This window comes from bacterium (assembly GCA_035528375.1).
Taxonomy (GTDB): domain Bacteria; phylum RBG-13-66-14; class RBG-13-66-14; order RBG-13-66-14; family RBG-13-66-14; genus RBG-13-66-14.
The window spans coordinates 16,763-34,490 of the sequence record DATKYS010000007.1; the positions used below are offsets into that span (position 1 = coordinate 16,763).

A 17,728-nucleotide genomic window follows, 5' to 3' on the forward strand; every position below is an offset into this window, starting at 1 on the left:
GGTTTGGGACGTTGTTTGGATGCCAATTGAGAATTTGTATATTTAAATGGTGACGTATTGACTAACCTCTCGGGTTTTGTTTAAGTGACATTACCTTTGTTTTATGTGGTTTTTTTTGTGCAAACCTAGTGTGAATTTATTCACACAAAGGATGGATGAGTATTTGCTTTCGCTAAGGAGCATCCATGAATCCCAAGGACGTGGAACGGTTTCAGCAAATAGTCGGTAGAGAGAATGCGCGCACCAGTCCGGCCGATCTGTACGTCTACGGCTCCGATGCATCGGTGCATTTCGCGAGACCCGATATCGTCCTCATGCCCGGTAACATAGATGAGATCCAGGATATCCTTCGCTACGCCAACTCGTGGGAGATTCCGGTCGTGCCCCGCGGGGCCGGAAGCGGCATGTCGGGTCAGGCCGTCCCTATCGACGGCGGAATCGTCCTCGACATGAAACGGATGAATCACATCCTGGAAATCCGGCCCCAGGATATGCTCTGCCGTGTTGAGGCCGGGGTGGTGGACGACGACCTGAACCGGGCGCTGAAGCCCTACGGATTCATGTATCCGCCGGCACCGGCTTCGAGCCGGATCGCCACCATCGGCGGCGAGATAGCCAACAACGCCAGCGGCGTCCGCTCCGTCAAATACGGGGCGACCCGCGACTCGGTCCTCGGGTTGAAGGTCGTGTTGGCGTCCGGCAAGCTGGTTGATATGGGCACACTCACCCACGTGGAAGCCACCGGGTATCAGCTCGCGCGCCTGATAGTCGGTTCCGAGGGAACCCTGGCCGTGATCGTCGAGGCCACACTGAAAATCGTCCCCATCCCGAAATACCGCTGCCTCGGTATCGCATGTTACAACAGGCTCGAAGACGCCGGCCACGCCATCACCGAGATCATCTGCAGCAGATGCTCGGCTTCCATGATCGAATTGATGGACAACGTCGCAATCACGGCGGTCAACGAGACACTGAAGTTGGGTCTCCCCGATGTGGAGGCAATCATCCTCTTCGAGGCCGACGGTATGTTGCAGGTGACGGTTGACGGGGAGCTCGACGCTATAAAGGCTGCATGTGAGAAGCACAACGGCTTCAACATCGAGACGAGTTGCGACCCCGATGAACGAAGCCGGATCTTCGCCGGTAGGAAAAAGCTGTTTGCGTCGCTGTCGCGCTACAAGAAAGGTTACGCCTGCACCTCCCTGGCCGACGACATGGCGGTGCCCTATTCCAAGATGGCCGAGATGGCCGGAAAGATACACGAGGTAGGCGACCGGTACAACGTGATCATGACCGCCTACGGTCACTGCGGCTCGGGATGCATGCACGCCAAGATCCTCATGGACCCGACGAAGAAGAGCCAATGGGAAGACGCCAAGCGCGCCGTGGCCGAAATCTACGAGTACGTCAACTCCGTGGGCGGCACCACTTCGGCCGAGCACGGAATCGGTCTGTCGAAGGCGCCCGCCTTCAAGCTGGAGAAGGCCGACAGCCTGGAGCTGATGCGGGCCATCAAGCGGGTTTTCGACCCCAACAACATCCTCAACCCCCACAAGCTCTTTGATGCCCCCGACGATTGGCTGACGGCAACAGAACTCAGGTATCCCGTAGAAAGCAGGTGATGGCGTGCAGAAAAAGTACCTGAAGGACTGGGAAAAAGAGCTGAACATTTGTATACGTTGCGCCTACTGCTTCGAGGGTTGCCCTGTCTTCAAGGATCAGGGTTGGGAGGTGGACGGAGCAAGGGGGAAACTGGTGCTCGCTTACGGGCTTCTCACGGGCGAGCTCGAGCCCTCGGAGTACGTCGCCCTAAAGATATACCAGTGTACCTACTGCAGGGACTGTGTCGAGAGATGCTCGGCCAACGTGTCCGTGCCGGATATCTTGACCGCCGCCAGAGCGGACCTGAAGGATGCCGGATTCACTTACACTGCTCATGAAAAGCTTCTGGATACAATCAAAGAGAGCGGCAACATATTCGGAAAGACGTTAAAGGCGCACGCAGAGGAGGGCGAGGTCCCGGTGCTGCTCGGATGCCGCCTCCTGGAAAGGAGCGATGATGCCGAGCGTTACCTCGAGATACTCAAAAAACTCGGCATAAAGCCTACCGTCGTGGAGGACGAAATTTGCTGCGGGATGCCGTTCGGGGTCCTGGGCTATAAGGATGGTTTAGCCGAGCACAAAAAGAGGTTCAAGGAGAGATTCCCGTACAAGAGGTTCATCTGCCTCTGCACCACGTGCGTTTTCTTCATCAGAAACGCATACCCCGAGCTCGAACCTATCTACGTGATAGATGAGATCTACAAGAGGCTTCCCGACGCTGCCGTCAAGAATCTCGGGGTGAAAACGACCTACCATGACCCTTGTAATGTCTGCCGGGGCATGAGGATGGTGGAGGAGCCACGCGATATCATGAGCCGGATCGGTGTAGAGCTGGTCGAGTTCCCGACAAACCGTATGGGAGCTGAGTGCTGCGGCGGCGGCGGCGGCGTGCTCGTAACCGACAACCCGCTTTCCACAAGGCTGGCTGAAAAGAGGATTCGTCAGGCCGGCGAGCTCGGGGTGGAGAACCTGGTCACCCTGTGTCCCACGTGTGAGTTCAACCTGGGCAACGCAGCCGTGTCCGCGGGAGTCGAAATAAATGTCAGGAACCTGTTAGACCTCATCTGGGAGGCTTTGCAGTAGGGGTCTGTGGGGCTCGGGAGTTGAGTAACCGTCTGAACCACACCCGCTGAGTTTTATTTGGAACGTGATTAATTCTGGATACATCATCAACCACCACAATCCGAGTGGCGCCGCCGACGGACGGGTGACGGCGATCAGGCTTGGATATCCGGTGGGATAGGAGACGTCATGGGCGCGGTATACAAGCGATTACAGAACTGGATGACGGAACTCAGCGTCTGCATCCGCTGCGGCTACTGTTACGAGCTCTGCCACCTCTACAAGTCGGGCGCCTTCGAGACCGACACGCCGCGGGGCAAGCTCCTGTTGATCTACGGCCTCCTTACATACGCCCTGGAGCCCGATGGGGACATGGTGGAGAAAATCGTCCAGTGTTTCTACTGCAAGAACTGTGAGCGGAGCTGCTCGGCCAAGGTTTCACTCACCGAAATCTTCACCGACGCCAAGGCCGACTTCCTCGACGCGGGGTTCGATTTCCGGGGCCTGGCGGCCCGCACCGACGACGATCTGTGCAGCAGATGCCGGGTTTGCCAGGCGATATGCAAGAACGAGGCGATCAGCTTCGACGAGGAGGGGAAGAGGGTAGACGTCATCAAATGTGAGGGCTGCGGCGTCTGCGCGGCCACCTGCCCCTCGAACGCGATTGTCATGGTCGAGGGGTTCGGCGTCACCCGGGGTGAGCTCTCCGAGACGATCCGGGCGTTCCTGGAGGAGGTGTAGGGTGGGCGTGACCACTACCGAAGGTAAACCTGCGGCCGAGGATAAAAGCGTGCAGCCGAAGGTCCTGGTCTTCAGCTGCAACTGGTCAACCTACCCGGGCCTCCAGCTCTCCCGGCTGGAGGAGTCCGGAACCGTTTCCGAGCCCATCATCACGATGTGCACCGGACGGCTGGACCCCGAGCTGATTCTGGAGGCCTTCTCCCGGGGCGCCTGGGGCGTCTTCGTGGCCGGATGCCCGCCCGACGAGTGCGAGCACGACGGTAACTACAAGACCCGCCGGCGGATTTTGCTCCTCAAGAAAACGCTCGGTCAGTTGGGCGTCCTGCCCTCCCGGCTGACCCTGGAGTGGGTTTCCACGGGCGAGTCGGCGAAGCTCGCGAAGCTGGTGGGCGACTTCACCGCGAGGATGGCCCAACTGGGGCCTCAAAGGAGATGAACGATGGTGAAGCCTGATGCGGGCCCGAAGCCCAAAGTGGCGTTTTACTGGTGCGCCTCCTGTGGCGGGTGCGAGGAGGCGGTGGTGGACCTCGCCGAGGACATCCTCACGGTGGTCGGCGCGGTGGACATCGTCTTCTGGCCCGTGGCGCTGGATTTCAAGAAATCGGACGTGGAGGCCCTCGCCGACGGGGAGGTTGCGGTCAGCTTCATCAACGGCGCCGTCCGCACCTCGGAGCAGGAGGAGATGGTCGAGCTCCTGCGGAGGAAATCGGGGCTGGTCGTGGCCTTCGGCACCTGCGCCCATCTGGGCGGCATACCCGGCCTGGCCAACTTCCACGACCGCCGGACCATCTTCGAGCGGGTGTACCTGGAAGCCCCCTCCAACGCCAACCCCCGGGGCGTCCTCCCGCAGACGAGGAGCACCGTTGACGGCAAGGAGCTCACCCTGCCCGAGTTCCACGACACGGTCCGGACCCTGGACCAGGTGATAGACGTGGACTACTACCTGCCGGGTTGCGCCCCGCCGCCCGACCTGATCCTCGGGGCGGTCACCGCCATCCTGGAGGGGAAGCTGCCCGAGAAGGGCGCCGTGCTGGCCCCGGACAAGTCGCTCTGCGACACCTGCCCCCTGAACGACTCCAAGCCTGAGAAGGTCTCCCTGGCGGAGTTCAAGCGTCCGCACCAGATTCTGGCGGACCCCGAGAAGTGCTATCTGGCCCAGGGGCTCATCTGTCACGGGCCGGCCACCCGCTCCGGCTGCGGCGAGCGCTGCATCAACGCCAACATGCCCTGCCGCGGTTGCTTCGGCCCCACACCGGGCGTGCGGGACCAGGGGGCGAAAATCCTCTCCTTCGTGGCCTCCATCGCGGGCCTGGAGGGCGAGGAGAAGATGACCGACGAGGAGGTCGGGCGGCTCATCGGGCAGATTGACGACCCGGCGGGGCTCTTCTACTTCTACAGCCTGCCCTCCTCGCACATGAAGCGGAAGAACTTATCAACCTAAATAAAGGCCGCGCCATGGCTCAGAAGATAACCATTGATCCGATCACCCGTCTGGAGGGTCACGGCAAGATAGAGATCTTCCTCGACGACCGGGGCGATGTGGACCGGGCCTTCCTGCAGGTTCCCGAGCTCCGGGGCTTCGAAAAGTTTTCCGAGGGGCGCCCGGCCGAGGAGATGCCGCGGATAACGCCGAAAATCTGCGGCGTCTGCCCCACGGCCCACCATATGGCCTCGGGCAAGACGCTGGACGACCTCTACAAGGTCGAGCCCCCGCCGGCGGCCAGGAAAATCCGGGAGCTGGTGAACTCGGCCTTCATGGCCGAAGACCACGCCCTGCACTTCTTCTTCCTCGGCGGCCCCGATTTCATCGTCGGTCCCGCGGCGCCCAAAGGTCTGCGCAACATACTCGGCGTCCTCGAGAAGGTCGGGCTCGACGCCGGCAGGACCGTCATCGGCATGCGCAAGCGCCTGCGCGAAATCATCGCCAAGCAGGGCGGGCGGGTCATCCACCCGGTGTGCAACCTGCCGGGCGGCGTCTCCAAGGGCGTCACCCCCGAAGACCGCCGGGAGTACATCCAGACCGGGAAGGACGCCGTAGAGTTCGCCCAGTTCACCCTGGGGGCCTTCGCCGACATCGTTCTGGCCGACAAGGACTACGTGGACGTCATCGTCGGCGACTTGTACCGCCATGAGACCTACTACATGGGGCTGGTGGATTCCCAAAACCGGGTGAACTTCTACGACGGCGATATCCGCGTCGTGGACCCCTCGGGCGCCGAGTTCGCAAAATTCAAGCCCCGCGAGTACCTGGACCACATCGCCGAACACGTGGAGCCCTGGAGCTACATCAAGTTCCCGTACCTGAAGAACGTGGGCTGGAAGGGCTTCGTGGACGGCAAGGACTCGGGCGTGTATCGGGTCGCCCCACTGGCGCGCCTGAACGCGGCCGACGGCATGGCCACACCCCTGGCCCAGGGCGAGTACGAGAAGCTCTACGAGGCTTTCGGCGGCAAGCCGGCCCACAACACCCTGGCTTACCACTGGGCGCGGCTGATCGAGCTTCTGTACGCCGCCGAGCGGCTGCTGGAGCTGGCCACCGACGAGGAGATTCTCGACCCCAACGTCCGCACCCTGCCCACCGAGATCCCCACCTCCGGGGTGGGCGTGGTGGAGGCCCCGCGGGGCACCCTTTTCCACCACTACGAGACCGACGAGCGGGGAATCATTAAAAAGGCCAACCTCATCGTGGCCACGGTGAACAACTCCGCCGCCATGTGCATGTCCATCGAGAAGGCGGCCCGGGGGCTCATCAAGGGCGGAAAGGTGGACGACGGCCTCTTGAACCAGGTGGAGATGGCCTTCCGCGCCTACGACCCCTGTCTGGCCTGCGCCACCCACTCCCTGCCGGGGAAGACGCCCCTGGAGGTCGTCATCCGCTCGGAGGACGGGGCGGTTCTGGAAACCTTGCGCAGTAGCTACACCCCTCTCCCCGGTCTGTAGGCGAGCCTCCCCTCAAAGGGGGGAGGGGGGATGAGGAAGCCGTTCGGGGTCGGTACGCGCACCGGCCCTTCGTTCAGCCGGGTCACGGGTGCCCGACGGCGTGTAGCCAAGCCGTTTTACGGGCTATGTGACCGCTGGCACGTTTCTTGGAATAAGCTTGGCGAGAGGTTTCACCGGTATCGGCGAACCTGGGTCTAATTTTGGTATTAATTTCGTTTTTCAGCTAGAATCCTGGCCGGCAAGGATAGTCCAGGAAAGATGAAGAAAACCGTCATCAACCTCCAGTCTATCCGGGAAACAGCGGTCAAGCTGGCGACCGACTTCTGCATCCTGTCGCGGCGCATCCTCCACTACGCCAACCTGGGCACACCCCGCGCGGACTTCCTCCGGGAGGTGTCCCGGATGCTGTTGGAGTTCTCGCACTGCGACGGCATCGAGCTGCGGATGCGGGACGGGGACCTGCACTACCGCTGGGAGGCGACCGACGGCGAAGGGGAGAATTACTCCTGCGAAAAGCTCTCGCCGGTGCTGAAGTGCTCAGGCAGGACGATCCCCTGCGTAGACAATGACTCGTGGATCGAGAAACTCTGCGGTGCGGTGATGTGCCGTCACGTGGACCCCGCCACCGATTGCATCAGCGCCGGGGGCAGCTTCTGGATCGGGAACACGGACCAACCGTTGAAGTGCCCGCCGGTCTTTTCGGAGCTGACCGTAGAGGAGCTGCGGGAGCTGACGGGGGGCTATCAGTCCGTGGCCTTCATCCCCTTCGAGCTGGAGGAGGAGAGCCGGGGTCTTCTGCAGCTCAAGAGCCGCCGGGTGAATTTCTTCACCCCCTCCACCATCGAGTTTTACGAGGGGCTGGCCGAGGCCCTGGGCGTGGCCGTGAGTGACCGCCGCGCCCAGTACGCCCTGCGCGAGCGCGTCAAGGAGCTCTCCTGCCTCTACGAGATAGACGAGCTCGTCCAGCAGCAGGGCGTCATGCTGGACGATCTGTTACAGGGGATAGTCGAGCTGATGCCGCCCGCCTGGCAGTACCCGGACATGGCTTCCGCCCGGCTGGTGGTGGACAAACGGAGCTACGAGAGCTCGAACTTCAACGACCAGGGGAGCTCCCTTCGCTCGGACATCGTGTGCGGCGACGAGGAACGGGGCTTCGTCGAGCTGGTCTACTCGGGCGGGGAGGACGTGCTGGAGACGGCGCTCTTCCTCGAAGAGGAGCACAACCTCATAGACAGCATCGCCCAGCACATCTCCATAATTCTCGAGCGTCGTCGGACCGAGGAGGACAAGCGCGTGCTGGAGGAGCAGTTGCGGCACGCCGACCGCCTGGCCACCATCGGGCAGCTCGGAGCGGGGGTCGCCCACGAGCTCAACGAGCCGCTGACCTCCATCCTCGGTTTCGCCCAGCTCTCGAAAAAGGCCCCCGACTTGCCCAACGCCGTGGGAGGCGACCTGGAGCGCATCATCAACTCCACCCTGCACGCCCGCGAAATCGTCAAAAAGCTCCTCATCTTCAGCCGGCAGATGCCCACCCAGAAGTCCGAGGTCAACCTGTCCGCCGTCGCCGAAGAGGGGCTCTTCCTCCTGGATTCACGGTGCGAGAAGCAGGGGATCCGGGTGGTCAAGCGGTTCGCCCCCAATCTTCCCCTGATTACCGCCGATCCCTCGCAGCTCCTGCAGGTGGTGGTGAACATCGTGGTCAACGCCGTCCAGGCCATGCCGGACGGGGGGAAGCTCACCGTGGCGACCTACGCGGACGCCGATTCCGTCTACCTCGACATCGAGGACGCGGGCACGGGGATGTCACGGGAGACGGTGAAGAAAATCTTCATCCCCTTCTTCACCACCAAGGAGGTGGGGCACGGAACGGGGCTCGGCCTGCCGGTCGTGCACGGCATCATCACCTCGCACGGAGGCGGGATAAAGGTCCATAGCGAGTTGGGCCGCGGGAGCCGTTTCATCATCGCCCTCCCCATAGCGGCGATGCCCTTCGGGGTGGAGAACCAGTGGGAGGGGCGTCCTTGACCCCGGGGCCGGGCCGTTTCATTTTTACGGCTGCGCCGTCGCAGTTACGTGGGAGGCGTTGCTTCGTTTCGAGTACCTTCCCGGAATGACCCGCGTGAACCTTGCACCCCATACCGACAACGAGGAAGTGAGCACCGACCTATGGCCAAAGAAAGGATTCTGGTCGTTGACGATTCCCCGGAAACCCTGGAGATGCTCAGGCGTACCCTGACGGCCGAGGGGTACCGGGTTTTCACCGCCGGCAGCGTGGCCGAGGCCATTCGTCTCCTCGACGGAACCGCGGTGGACCTCCTGATAACGGACCTGCGCATGCCCAACGTGTCCGGGCTGGAGCTGGTGCGCCACGTGCGTGAGAACAACCGCGACACCGAGGTGATGATGATTACCGGGTACGCGACGGTGGAGGGCGCGGTGGAGGCCATCAAGACCGGGGCGGAGGAGTACCTGCCCAAGCCCTTCACCGACGAGGAGCTCTTCGCCGCGGTGGGGCGGTCCCTGGAGAAGCTGAGCCTCCGTCGGGCGGCCTTCCGGCGCCGCCGCCTCGTGTCCCACGACGACTACGGCATCGTGGGCGAATCCAAGGTCATGAAGAAGGTTTTTGGGGCGATAGGAAAGGCCGCCGGGACCTCGGCCACCGTGCTCATCACCGGGGAGTCCGGCACCGGCAAGGAGCTCGTCTCCCGGGCCATCCACTACCACGGCTCGCGGGCGCAGGCCCCCTTCGTGCCGGTCAACTGCGGCGGCATACCCGAGGGGCTCCTGGAGAGCGAGCTCTTCGGGTACGTCAAGGGGGCCTTTACGGGGGCCAACCAGTCCAGGGCCGGGTTCTTCCAGACCGCCGAGGGCGGCACCATCTTCCTGGACGAGATAAGCGAGACCTCCCTGGCCATGCAGGTGAAGCTGTTGCGGGTGCTGCAGGACAAAGAGGTCTCCATGGTCGGTTCGGCCAAGAGCCGGAAGATTGATATCCGCATCCTCACCGCCACGAACAAGAACCTGCGCGTGCTGGTGGAGCGGGGCCACTTCCGCGAGGACCTCTACTACCGGCTGAACGTGATCAACATAGACGTCCCGCCGCTGCGCGAGCGCGGGGAGGACGTGCTGCTGCTGGCGCGGCACTTCATCGGCAAGTACGCCCTGGAGCTCGACCGGTCCCGGGCGGATTTCACCTCGGGCGCGCTGCGGGTTTTGGTCAACTACAGCTGGCCGGGCAACGTGAGGGAGCTGGAAAACCTGATTCAGCGCCTGATGGTCATGGTCGAGGGGGAGACGCTGGACGTGAGCGATCTGCCCTCCCACATGCGCTACAGCGTCCCGTCCGGCGGGCGCCTGAACCGCACCCTGGCGGAGGTCGAGGCCGAGTACATCAGGAACGTGCTGGAAGAGGTGGGTCAGAACAAGACCCGGGCGGCCAAGATTCTCGACATTGACCGGAAAACACTCCGGGAGAAGTTGAGCCGCAGTCGGAAGGTGGATGACGACGTAGTTTAACCGGGGATTTTCTCCCCGGTGGTGCGATGCTCCCCGGTCCGCCCGGGGTCTGCCGATGTGCGAACGCCGCCCGCGCGGCGTTTTTTACAACCTTTACGGATTGTTCGGGTGTATCTTGTTGATATATAAGGACATTAATATCATAAATATTTCGGCCCGGCCGGGCTCCAACCTGGCATACCTCTTGCCTTAACAATCCCATCGAAGGGACGGCGTAAAGGTTTGGAAAAGAAGGAGGCATCATGGCCGGCAAGACGAGCACACCTGGGAAAGTGAAGACGGGCTCCCCGAAGGAAACGAAGGTCACCGCGCAACCGGCTCCGAAGGCGCCGGCGAAGAAGAAAAGAATCCCCGGGCTCTGCGGGACCTGCAAGCGCGAGCCGAACTGCACCTTCCCGCGTAAATCGGGCCGACCGCTCCTGGAGTGCGACGAGTTCGAGGGGATCGAGCGCCGGGATGTCATCGCTGAAAGGCTCACGAACGTTCTTTTGGGCAATACCAACGTCCTCGCCCGTCTGTACGACGGTGAGGAAGAAAAATTGGAAGACTCCGACGCCGCCGCGGCGGGGCGGTCAGGGTCGTCCGACAACCCACAAGGAGAAACCATGGCCACGGCCGTAATTCTGACGGCGGAAAAGAAAAAAACCGCGGTTCCGGTAGAGAAGAAGGTTCACACGCCTCTCGGCCTGTGCTCGACGTGCAAGCTGGCCGCCACCTGCACTTTCCCGCGCCAGGCCGGGCGTCCGGTCCGCTTCTGCGACGAGTTCGAGGGCGAAGAGAAGGTCGAGGCGGTGAAGCCGAAAGCTTCCACCAGGAAGGTCACCGTGAACGACCTGAAGGGGCTCTGCCGGCTGTGCGACAAGTTCGCCACCTGTACCTTTCCCAAGGGCGAGGGCGGCGTCTGGCACTGCGAAGAGTACGAGTAACGAGGCTTGGCTGCGTTTTTCTTGAAGGGATTGAGCGCGGCCAATCGAGGGGCGGTAAAACCGCCCCTTCTTCTTAACCCCGAGTACGGTGGAGTGGCCGTAAAGACAGGGGACCAGTTAAAATACATCCACGAATGCAGGGAAAAGACCGTATGATCAAGGTGTAGAATAAATTTAGTAATCTGTACGATAAGTAACGCCTTGTCGAGATGACGTAGGGGCGGGTCTCCTGACCCGCCCGCGGGCCGACCTAAACGGCGCGCCGTCGGTCGGCCCTTACGAGTGCAATACTGAAGGACGACCGTGGACGGTCGCCTCTACAGGTTGGTAGATGGAGGGACCATTCCCCTTCTGCCACAGGACCAAAGGTACATTGAAGCCCCTCGTGGAGGGGCTTCTTTCGGGCTTCGGGTTCCGTCGAGGCTTACGGGTATATGCCGCGCAGGCGGACGGCGTCGGCCACGCGCTTGATGGCGAAGACGTACGCCGCGTCGCGCATCGAGATGTTCTTCTCCTCGGCCAGGGCGTAAACCTTATCTATGTTCTGGTTCATCAGAACGGCCAGCTTGTTGTTGACCTCCCTCTCGGTCCAGAAGAAGAAGGCCAGGCCCTGGACCCACTCGAAGTAGCTGACGATGACGCCGCCGGCGTTGGCCAGGAAATCGGGCGCCACCAGGATTCTCCGTTCGAAGAAGTCCTGGTCCGCCTCCGGGGTGGTGGGGCCGTTGGCGCCCTCGACGATGATCTTCGCCCGGACCTTGGCGGCGTTGTTCCCGGTGAGCTGGTTCTGCAGGGCGCAGGGGGCCAGCAAGTCGCATTCCAGCGCGAGGAGCTCGTCGTTGGTGATTTTGTCGCCGGGGAGGAGCTTGCTCACGCTGTCCTCGGGCTTCATGGCGCGCTCGACGGCGTCGTAGGGGTTGAGCCCCTCGGGGTTGTAGACCGCCCCGTAGACGTCGGAGAGGCCGATGATCTTGCAGCCGTCGTCGTAGAGCAGCTTGGCGGCCCAGGCGCCCACGTTGCCGAACCCCTGGATGACCACCGTGGCCTTCTCGGGCTCGATGCCCCTCTTCCCGAGGATGTTGATGGCGCTGATTTCCACCCCGCGGCCGGTGGCGGCGTTGCGTCCCAGGGAGCCGCCCAGCTCCAGCGGCTTGCCGGTGACCACACCCAGGGTGGTGTTGCCGGTGTTCATGGAGTAGGTGTCCATGAACCAGGCCATGATGCGGGCGTCGGTGTTCATGTCCGGCGCCGGGATGTCCTTCTCCGGCCCCACGATGGACTGGATATCGGAAAAATACCGGCGGGACAGGCGCTCCAACTCTCCCTCGGTGAGGTCGTGCACGTCCACGTGGATGCCGCCCTTGCCGCCCCCGAAGGGGACGCCGGCCAGGGAGCATTTCCAGGTCATCCACATGGCCAGGGCCTTGACCTCGTCCAGGGTCACGTCGGTCGAGAAGCGCACCCCGCCCTTGGCCGGACCGCAGGCGGTGTTGTGCTGTACCCGGTAGCCGGGGAACGTTTTTATCCTGCCCGAGTCCATGCGGACGGGGACGTTGACCAAGAGAGAGCGGACCGGCTCCCGGAGCACTTCCCGGTAGCTCGGGTCCAGCTTCATCATCTCCGCGACCTTGTCGAACTCGCGCTGCGCCTGGTTGAACGCGCTGTAGGTCTCTTCCATCGAGCCTCCTCCCGGCCTGGAAAATCCACGTCAGGGTTGCGGGTTGACGACCGTACTCTGGCTTTGCATCTCGGACGACACGGGACCGTCCGTTTAAACGGCTCCCGGTGATTAAAAATGCAATAAACGTACCATTAATTCCCGGATTTGCCGGGGGCATTACTCGCTTCGTTTGGCCGTGAATCCGGGAACCCGGCGGCGGATGGTACGACCTCCCAGGTCGCTCGTCAAACCCCGTTTCGTTTCAGGAGAGGAGCGGCGCCGTGGGCTCCGATTCCGAAGGCCGGTTAACATCCCCCTCCCGTACGTGCGTTAATTTCCCCGTCACCGGGTCCGGCAAGATGGAGCGCTTCCTGATGAACGACCGCTGCGCCGCGGGGACGGGCCGCTTTTTGGAGGTCATGGCCCGGGCGCTGGAGACCGATCTGGCCCACCTGGCGTCCCTGGCAATCGAGGCGGAGAAGGGGGTCAAGATTTCAAGCATGTGCACCGTCTTCGTCGAAAGCGAGGTGGTGAGCCTCCTGGCCCGGGGAACGCCGCGAGGGGAGATAGCCCGGGGGCTGCACCGCGGGGTGGCCGAGCGGGTGGGCGGCATGGCGAAAAAGGTCGGCCTGCGGGGGGAGGTCTACCTCTCCGGCGGCGTGGCCCTCAACCCGGCCGTGGCGGCCTCGCTGGGCGAGTTCCTCGGAGTCGAGGTCGCTGTCATCCCCGAGCCGCAATTGAACGGGGCCTACGGCGCGGCGCTCCTCGCCCGGGACGGCGCGTGAGGTTTCCCGCTTAAAAAAAGCGCCCCGCGGGGGGCGCTTTTTGTCGGCAGGGGGTAAATCCCTTTTTTTAAATCCTCTCGACGCTCATCGCCACGGCGTTTCCACCGCCCAGGCACAGGGTGGCCAGGCCGGTCTTGGCGCCGCGGTCAAACATGGCGTAGATGAGGGTGGTGAGAACCCGGGCGCCGCTGGCCCCGATGGGGTGTCCCAGCGCCACCGCGCCGCCGTTGACGTTGACCCGGTTCCAGTCCCAGCCGAGCTCCTTGCCGTCGGCCAGCACCTGGGCGCTGAAGGCCTCGTTGACCTCGATGAGGTCGTAATCGCCGATTTTGGCCCCGGTGAGCTTCATCAGCTTCTTCACCGCCACGATGGGGGCGTAGAACAGCTCCTTGGGCGGTGTGCCGCCGGTGGCGTAGCCGGTGATGCGGACCTGGGGCTTAACGCCCAGCTTCTTGGCCGCCTCGTCGGAGAGGACGATCATGGCCGAGGCGCCGTCGTTCAAGCCCGGGGCGTTCCCGGCGGTGATGGTGCCCTCCTTGGAGAAGGCGGGCCGCAGCCTGGCCAGCGATTCCAGGTTGGTGTCCTCGCGGGGTCCCTCGTCGGTGTCGAAGATGACGGGGTCGCCCTTGCGCTGAGGAATCGCGACGGGGACTATCTCGGCCTTGTACTTGCCGCCCTTTATCGCCGCCACGGCCTTCGCGTGACTCCCCGCGGCCCACTCGTCCTGCTCCTGGCGGCTGATGCCCGACTTCTGGGCGGTCCAGTCGCCGATGGTCCCCATGTGCTGGTCCTCGAAGGCGCACCAGAGGCCGTCGAGGATCATGCCGTCCACCAGGTCCATGTTGCCGAACTTCTGCCCGAAGCGACCCTTGAAGAAGTAGTGGGGGACGTTGGACATGGACTCCAGTCCGCCGGCCAGGATGCAGGCGGCGTCGCCGGCCTTGATGACCTGGGCCGCCAGGATGACGGCCTTGAGCCCCGAGCCGCAGACCTTGTTGATGGTGGTGGCGCCCACCTCGGGCGGGATGCCTCCCTTGATCGCCGCCTGACGCGCCGGGGCCTGGCCCATGCCCGCCGAGACGACGTTGCCCATGATGACCTCTTCCACGTCCGAGGGCTTGATCCCCGCCCGCTTGACCGCCTCGGCGACGCAGACCGCGCCGAACTCCGAGGCCTTGAGAGGAGTCAGCGCACCCAGGAAGCGGCCGATGGCCGTGCGGCACGCGCCCGCGATTACGATTTCCTTCGCCATGCATCCTCCTGCAGGTTGTTCTTAGTTCCAGTTAGGTTTTCGTTTTTCCAAGAAGGCGCCCATGCCCTCGGCGGCCTCGCCCGAGGCGAAGCACTCCGCGAAGGCGTCCAGTTCCGTTTCCCCGCCGGGGGAGCCCAACTGCCGCTTGACCTGGGCCAGGGCGACCGGCCCCAGCGTAGCGATTCTTCCGGCGAGCCCCCCGGCCTTCTCCATCAAGCGTTCCGGCGGATGAACCGCGCTGACCAGGCCCCAGGCGAGCGCCGATTCGGCGTTCAGCGGCTCGCCGGTGAAGAGCATGGCCTTCGCCCGCCCCAGGCCGACGACCCGCGCCAGGCGGTCCGTCCCGCCCCAGCCGGGGATGACGCCCAGCTTGAGGCCCGGTTGGCCGAATTTCGCGCCTTCCGAGCAGATACGGACGTCGCAGGCCAGAGCCAGCTCTAGGCCGCCGCCCAGGGCGTGGCCGTTCACCGCCGCCACGGTGACGACGCGGGAACGTTCGATCCGGTCGAGGTTTTCCCGGCCGTAACGGGCGAATTCGCGCGCCCCGGAGGGCGTGAGGCCCAGCATCTCGCAAAGATCGGCGCCGGCGGCGAAGCTCTTCCCCTCCCCGGTGACGACCGCCGCCCGGACCGACGGGTCGGCTTCGAGAGCGTCGAAGGCTTTCCCCAGCTCGGCGAGCACGGCCCGGCTGAGGGCGTTGCGCCTTTCCGGGTTACGCAGACGGACGACGGCCCATCCGTCCCGTTTTTCGATCTCGAGGAGTGGCATCAGCGGCGCCTCTCGGTGAGCTCCAGCAGGACCCCCCCGCAGCTTTTCGGGTGGACGAAGGCGATTTTCGCGCCCCCCGCGCCCTGCCGGGGCTCCTCGTCCAGCAGGCGGTACCCGGCCGCCTTGAGCTCCGCCAGCGCCCCCGCCAGGTCGTCCACCTCCACGCAGATGTGGTGGATGCCCGGCCCGCGGGCGGCGATGAACCGGCCGACGGGCCCCCCGGGATCCGTACTCTCCAGGAGCTCGACGTCCGCCTCGCCCAGCCGGAGCTTGGCCACGTTGAGGGACATGGAGGGGACGGCCTCCCTTTCCCCGGCCTCGAGCCCCAGGGTCTTTTCCCAGAACGCGAGCGCCTCGGCCAGGTTCTCCACGGCGATGCCGATGTGGCTGATCTTTAAAATTTTCATTTCTCGTCGAAGGAGCCGAAGACGCCGCGCAGGGCCTCCGCAATCTCGCCCACGGTGCCCCCGGTGCGGACGCATTCCACGATGGGTTCCATGAGCGGGGCGCCGTCCTCTCCGGCGGCTGTTTTCAGTTTCCTTAAAGCTTTTGTAAGAGGGCCTTCCGCGCGGCGGGCGCGGTACTGCGCCAGCTTGCCCCGCCGATCCCGGTCCAGTTCGGGGTCAACCTTTAAAAGCTCCACGTTTTCCAACTCCGGGTCGGGAAAGCAGTTCACCCCGACCACCTTCCGCCCGCCGGTTTCCACGGCCCGCTGGTAAGCGTAGGCCGAGGCGGCTATCTGCTCGGCGAAGTAGCCGGACTCGATGCAGGAGAGGGCGCCCCCCATCCCCTCGATTTTATCCAGCTCCCCCTCCACCCGGCGGACCAGTTCCCCGGTCAGGTGCTCGGCGTAGAACGAGCCGCCCAGGGGGTCCGCGGTCCCCGTCACGCCGCTCTCGTGGGCGATGACCTGCTGGGTCCGCAGCGCCAGGCGGACCGAGTCCTCGGTGGGCAGGCCGAGCGCCTCGTCGCGGGAGTTGGTGTGGACGGACTGTGCGCCGCCCAGCACGGCGGCCAGGGCCTGGAGCGTCACGCGGACGGCGTTGTTTTCGAATCCTGCGGCCGTGAGGGTGGAACCGGCCGTCTGCACGTGGAAGCGGAGCTGGGACGAGCGGGGGTCCTTCGCCCCGAATTTCCGGGTCATGATACCGTGCCAGACGCGGCGCGCCGCGCGGAACTTGGCCGCCTCCTCGAAAAGGTCCGAGTGCGCGTTGAAAAAGAAGCTGATCCGCGGGGCGAAGCCGTCCACATCCAGGCCCGCCGACAGGGCGCCCTTCACGTACTCCACCGCGTCGGCGAAGGTAAAGGCCAACTCCTGCACCGCGTCGGCCCCCGCCTCCCGGATGTGGTAGCCCGAGATGGAAATCGGGTACCAATTCCCGACCCGCTCCGAGGCGAAGCGGACGAGGTCCACGGCGAGGCGCAGGCCGGGTCCCGGCGGGTAGATGTAGGTTCCCCGGGCGAAGTACTCCTTCAAGATGTCGTTCTGGACCGTGCCCCGGAGCGTGTCCCACGGCACGCCCCGCTCCTCGGCCAGCACCAGGTACATGGCCAACAGAATCGGCGCCGTGGCGTTGATAGTCATGCTGACCGAGATTTTCGCCGGATCCAGGCCCTCGAAGAGCTCGGAAAAGTCCTCGTAGCTGGAAATCGCCACGCCGACCCGGCCCACCTCGCCCGCGGCCATGGGGTGGTCGGAGTCGTAGCCCATCTGGGTGGGGAGGTCGAAGGCCACGGAGAGGCCGGTCTGCCCTGCCTCGATCAGATATTTAAACCGCTCGTTGGTCGCGCGGGCGTCGCCGAAGCCGGCGTACTGGCGCATGGTCCACAGGCGGTCGCGGTACATGCCGGGGTGGATGCCGCGGGTGTAGGGGGGCGAGCCGGGGAGGCCGAGCTTTTCCGCCAGGCCGGCCGGAGGCTCGGTGTACACCCGCTCCACGGGGATGCCCGAGGGGGTGGCTATGCTGTCTGTGTTATCAGTCATATTGTGTGCCCAAACTGATTACCGTACCCAACCCTTCACCCAAGCCCGTGCCGTGTATATTGCGATGATGTAGGGCGGCCCCATAGGACGAGTCTTCCGCGGGCCGCCGCCGCGACCCTCACCCCTGCCCTCTCCCTGGAAGGGAGAGGGGGGCAGCTCCGACCCTCACCCTAGCCCGTGGGCGAGCCTCTCCCTGAAAGGGAGAGGGGATTTATGGAAGCCCTCACCCCGACCCTCTCCCACGGGGAGAGGGAGAGCGGTTGAACGCCTACTCCACGACGACCAGGACCTGGTCCTTCTCCACGCCGTCGCCGGCGGCGACCCTGACCTCCTTGACCGTCCCGTCGGCCTCGGAGGCCATCTCGTTCTCCATTTTCATCGCCTCGAGGCGGCACAGGATGTCGCCTTTCTTGACCTCCTGACCCGGCTCGACCAGCACCGCGGTGACCACGGCCGGCATGGGGGCGCGGAGGGTGAAACCGGTCTTGGCTT

The 17,728-nt window shown here is 63.9% G+C and carries 16 protein-coding genes; 10 read left to right on the plus strand and 6 right to left on the minus strand.

Annotated features, from left to right (window positions below; genetic code table 11):
* Nucleotides 1-185: 185 nt before the first annotated feature.
* From VM054_00405 to VM054_00445, 9 genes are all read left to right on the plus strand, one after another.
* A complete protein-coding gene (locus VM054_00405) occupies nucleotides 186-1,622 on the plus strand; it encodes an FAD-linked oxidase C-terminal domain-containing protein (protein ID HUT97517.1) in 1,437 nt (478 codons plus the stop codon).
* Between the two features lie 4 nt (nucleotides 1,623-1,626).
* Nucleotides 1,627-2,685: a (Fe-S)-binding protein gene (locus VM054_00410; GenBank protein HUT97518.1), complete on the plus strand. Its 1,059-nt coding sequence runs from the start codon at nucleotides 1,627-1,629 to the stop codon at nucleotides 2,683-2,685.
* A 168-nt stretch (nucleotides 2,686-2,853) separates the two neighbouring features.
* Complete coding sequence (locus VM054_00415) at nucleotides 2,854-3,405, plus strand: 4Fe-4S dicluster domain-containing protein (protein HUT97519.1); 552 nt, start codon at nucleotides 2,854-2,856, stop codon at nucleotides 3,403-3,405.
* Between the two features lies 1 nt (nucleotide 3,406).
* The gene (locus VM054_00420) at nucleotides 3,407-3,841 is read left to right on the plus strand and encodes a hydrogenase iron-sulfur subunit (GenBank protein ID HUT97520.1); all 435 of its coding nucleotides are present in this window, start codon (nucleotides 3,407-3,409) and stop codon (nucleotides 3,839-3,841) included.
* A 3-nt stretch (nucleotides 3,842-3,844) separates the two neighbouring features.
* Nucleotides 3,845-4,846, plus strand: coding sequence for an oxidoreductase (locus VM054_00425; GenBank protein HUT97521.1), 1,002 nt, complete (start codon nucleotides 3,845-3,847; stop codon nucleotides 4,844-4,846).
* Nucleotides 4,847-4,860: 14 nt separating this feature from the next.
* Complete coding sequence (locus VM054_00430; GenBank protein HUT97522.1) at nucleotides 4,861-6,345, plus strand: Ni/Fe hydrogenase subunit alpha; 1,485 nt, start codon at nucleotides 4,861-4,863, stop codon at nucleotides 6,343-6,345.
* A gap of 258 nt (nucleotides 6,346-6,603) precedes the next feature.
* Nucleotides 6,604-8,370, plus strand: a complete 1,767-nt coding sequence (locus tag VM054_00435) for an ATP-binding protein (protein HUT97523.1) — start codon at nucleotides 6,604-6,606, stop codon at nucleotides 8,368-8,370.
* A gap of 141 nt (nucleotides 8,371-8,511) precedes the next feature.
* A complete protein-coding gene (locus tag VM054_00440; GenBank protein HUT97524.1) occupies nucleotides 8,512-9,861 on the plus strand; it encodes a sigma-54 dependent transcriptional regulator in 1,350 nt (449 codons plus the stop codon).
* A 242-nt stretch (nucleotides 9,862-10,103) separates the two neighbouring features.
* Nucleotides 10,104-10,787, plus strand: a complete 684-nt coding sequence (locus VM054_00445) for a hypothetical protein (protein HUT97525.1) — start codon at nucleotides 10,104-10,106, stop codon at nucleotides 10,785-10,787.
* Nucleotides 10,788-11,211: 424 nt separating this feature from the next.
* Here the strand turns inward: VM054_00445 and VM054_00450 are convergent, their stop codons facing one another.
* Entirely contained in the window at nucleotides 11,212-12,465 is a 1,254-nt protein-coding gene (locus VM054_00450; protein HUT97526.1) for a Glu/Leu/Phe/Val dehydrogenase, read from the minus strand.
* Nucleotides 12,466-12,806: 341 nt separating this feature from the next.
* Here VM054_00450 and VM054_00455 point away from each other — a divergent pair, with 341 nt between their 5' ends.
* Complete coding sequence (locus VM054_00455; GenBank protein HUT97527.1) at nucleotides 12,807-13,232, plus strand: acyl-CoA dehydratase activase; 426 nt, start codon at nucleotides 12,807-12,809, stop codon at nucleotides 13,230-13,232.
* Nucleotides 13,233-13,299: 67 nt separating this feature from the next.
* Here the strand turns inward: VM054_00455 and VM054_00460 are convergent, their stop codons facing one another.
* From VM054_00460 to VM054_00480, 5 genes are all read right to left on the minus strand, one after another.
* Nucleotides 13,300-14,484, minus strand: a complete 1,185-nt coding sequence (locus VM054_00460; GenBank protein HUT97528.1) for an acetyl-CoA C-acetyltransferase — start codon at nucleotides 14,482-14,484, stop codon at nucleotides 13,300-13,302.
* A 21-nt stretch (nucleotides 14,485-14,505) separates the two neighbouring features.
* Nucleotides 14,506-15,252, minus strand: coding sequence for an enoyl-CoA hydratase-related protein (locus VM054_00465; protein HUT97529.1), 747 nt, complete (start codon nucleotides 15,250-15,252; stop codon nucleotides 14,506-14,508).
* Nucleotides 15,252-15,659: a methylmalonyl-CoA epimerase gene (mce, locus tag VM054_00470; GenBank protein ID HUT97530.1), complete on the minus strand. Its 408-nt coding sequence runs from the start codon at nucleotides 15,657-15,659 to the stop codon at nucleotides 15,252-15,254. Before mce ends, VM054_00465 begins: the two co-directional genes overlap by 1 nt.
* Nucleotides 15,656-17,236 carry a methylmalonyl-CoA mutase family protein gene (locus VM054_00475; GenBank protein HUT97531.1) on the minus strand — a complete coding sequence of 527 codons (1,581 nt, stop codon included), beginning with the start codon at nucleotides 17,234-17,236 and terminating at the stop codon, nucleotides 15,656-15,658. The genes mce and VM054_00475 overlap by 4 nt, the downstream gene beginning before the upstream one ends.
* A gap of 268 nt (nucleotides 17,237-17,504) precedes the next feature.
* The coding region (locus VM054_00480) for an acetyl-CoA carboxylase biotin carboxyl carrier protein subunit (GenBank protein ID HUT97532.1) at nucleotides 17,505-17,728 on the minus strand (224 nt) is incomplete at its 5' end.

Excerpts from the sequence above, each read along its gene's own strand:
- VM054_00430 (HUT97522.1), top strand. The coding sequence starts at position 4,861 with ATGGCTCAGAAGATAACCATTGATCCGATCACCCGTCTGGAGGGTCAC.
- VM054_00405 (HUT97517.1), top strand. The coding sequence starts at position 186 with ATGAATCCCAAGGACGTGGAACGGTTTCAGCAAATAGTCGGTAGAGAG.
- VM054_00450 (HUT97526.1), bottom strand. The coding sequence starts at position 12,465 with ATGGAAGAGACCTACAGCGCGTTCAACCAGGCGCAGCGCGAGTTCGAC.
- VM054_00425 (HUT97521.1), top strand. The coding sequence starts at position 3,845 with ATGGTGAAGCCTGATGCGGGCCCGAAGCCCAAAGTGGCGTTTTACTGG.
- VM054_00460 (HUT97528.1), bottom strand. The coding sequence starts at position 14,484 with ATGGCGAAGGAAATCGTAATCGCGGGCGCGTGCCGCACGGCCATCGGC.
- VM054_00455 (HUT97527.1), top strand. The coding sequence starts at position 12,807 with ATGGAGCGCTTCCTGATGAACGACCGCTGCGCCGCGGGGACGGGCCGC.
- VM054_00435 (HUT97523.1), top strand. The coding sequence starts at position 6,604 with ATGAAGAAAACCGTCATCAACCTCCAGTCTATCCGGGAAACAGCGGTC.
- VM054_00445 (HUT97525.1), top strand. The coding sequence starts at position 10,104 with ATGGCCGGCAAGACGAGCACACCTGGGAAAGTGAAGACGGGCTCCCCG.
- mce (HUT97530.1), bottom strand. The coding sequence starts at position 15,659 with ATGAAAATTTTAAAGATCAGCCACATCGGCATCGCCGTGGAGAACCTG.
- VM054_00465 (HUT97529.1), bottom strand. The coding sequence starts at position 15,252 with ATGCCACTCCTCGAGATCGAAAAACGGGACGGATGGGCCGTCGTCCGT.
- VM054_00440 (HUT97524.1), top strand. The coding sequence starts at position 8,512 with ATGGCCAAAGAAAGGATTCTGGTCGTTGACGATTCCCCGGAAACCCTG.
- VM054_00415 (HUT97519.1), top strand. The coding sequence starts at position 2,854 with ATGGGCGCGGTATACAAGCGATTACAGAACTGGATGACGGAACTCAGC.
- VM054_00475 (HUT97531.1), bottom strand. The coding sequence starts at position 17,236 with ATGACTGATAACACAGACAGCATAGCCACCCCCTCGGGCATCCCCGTG.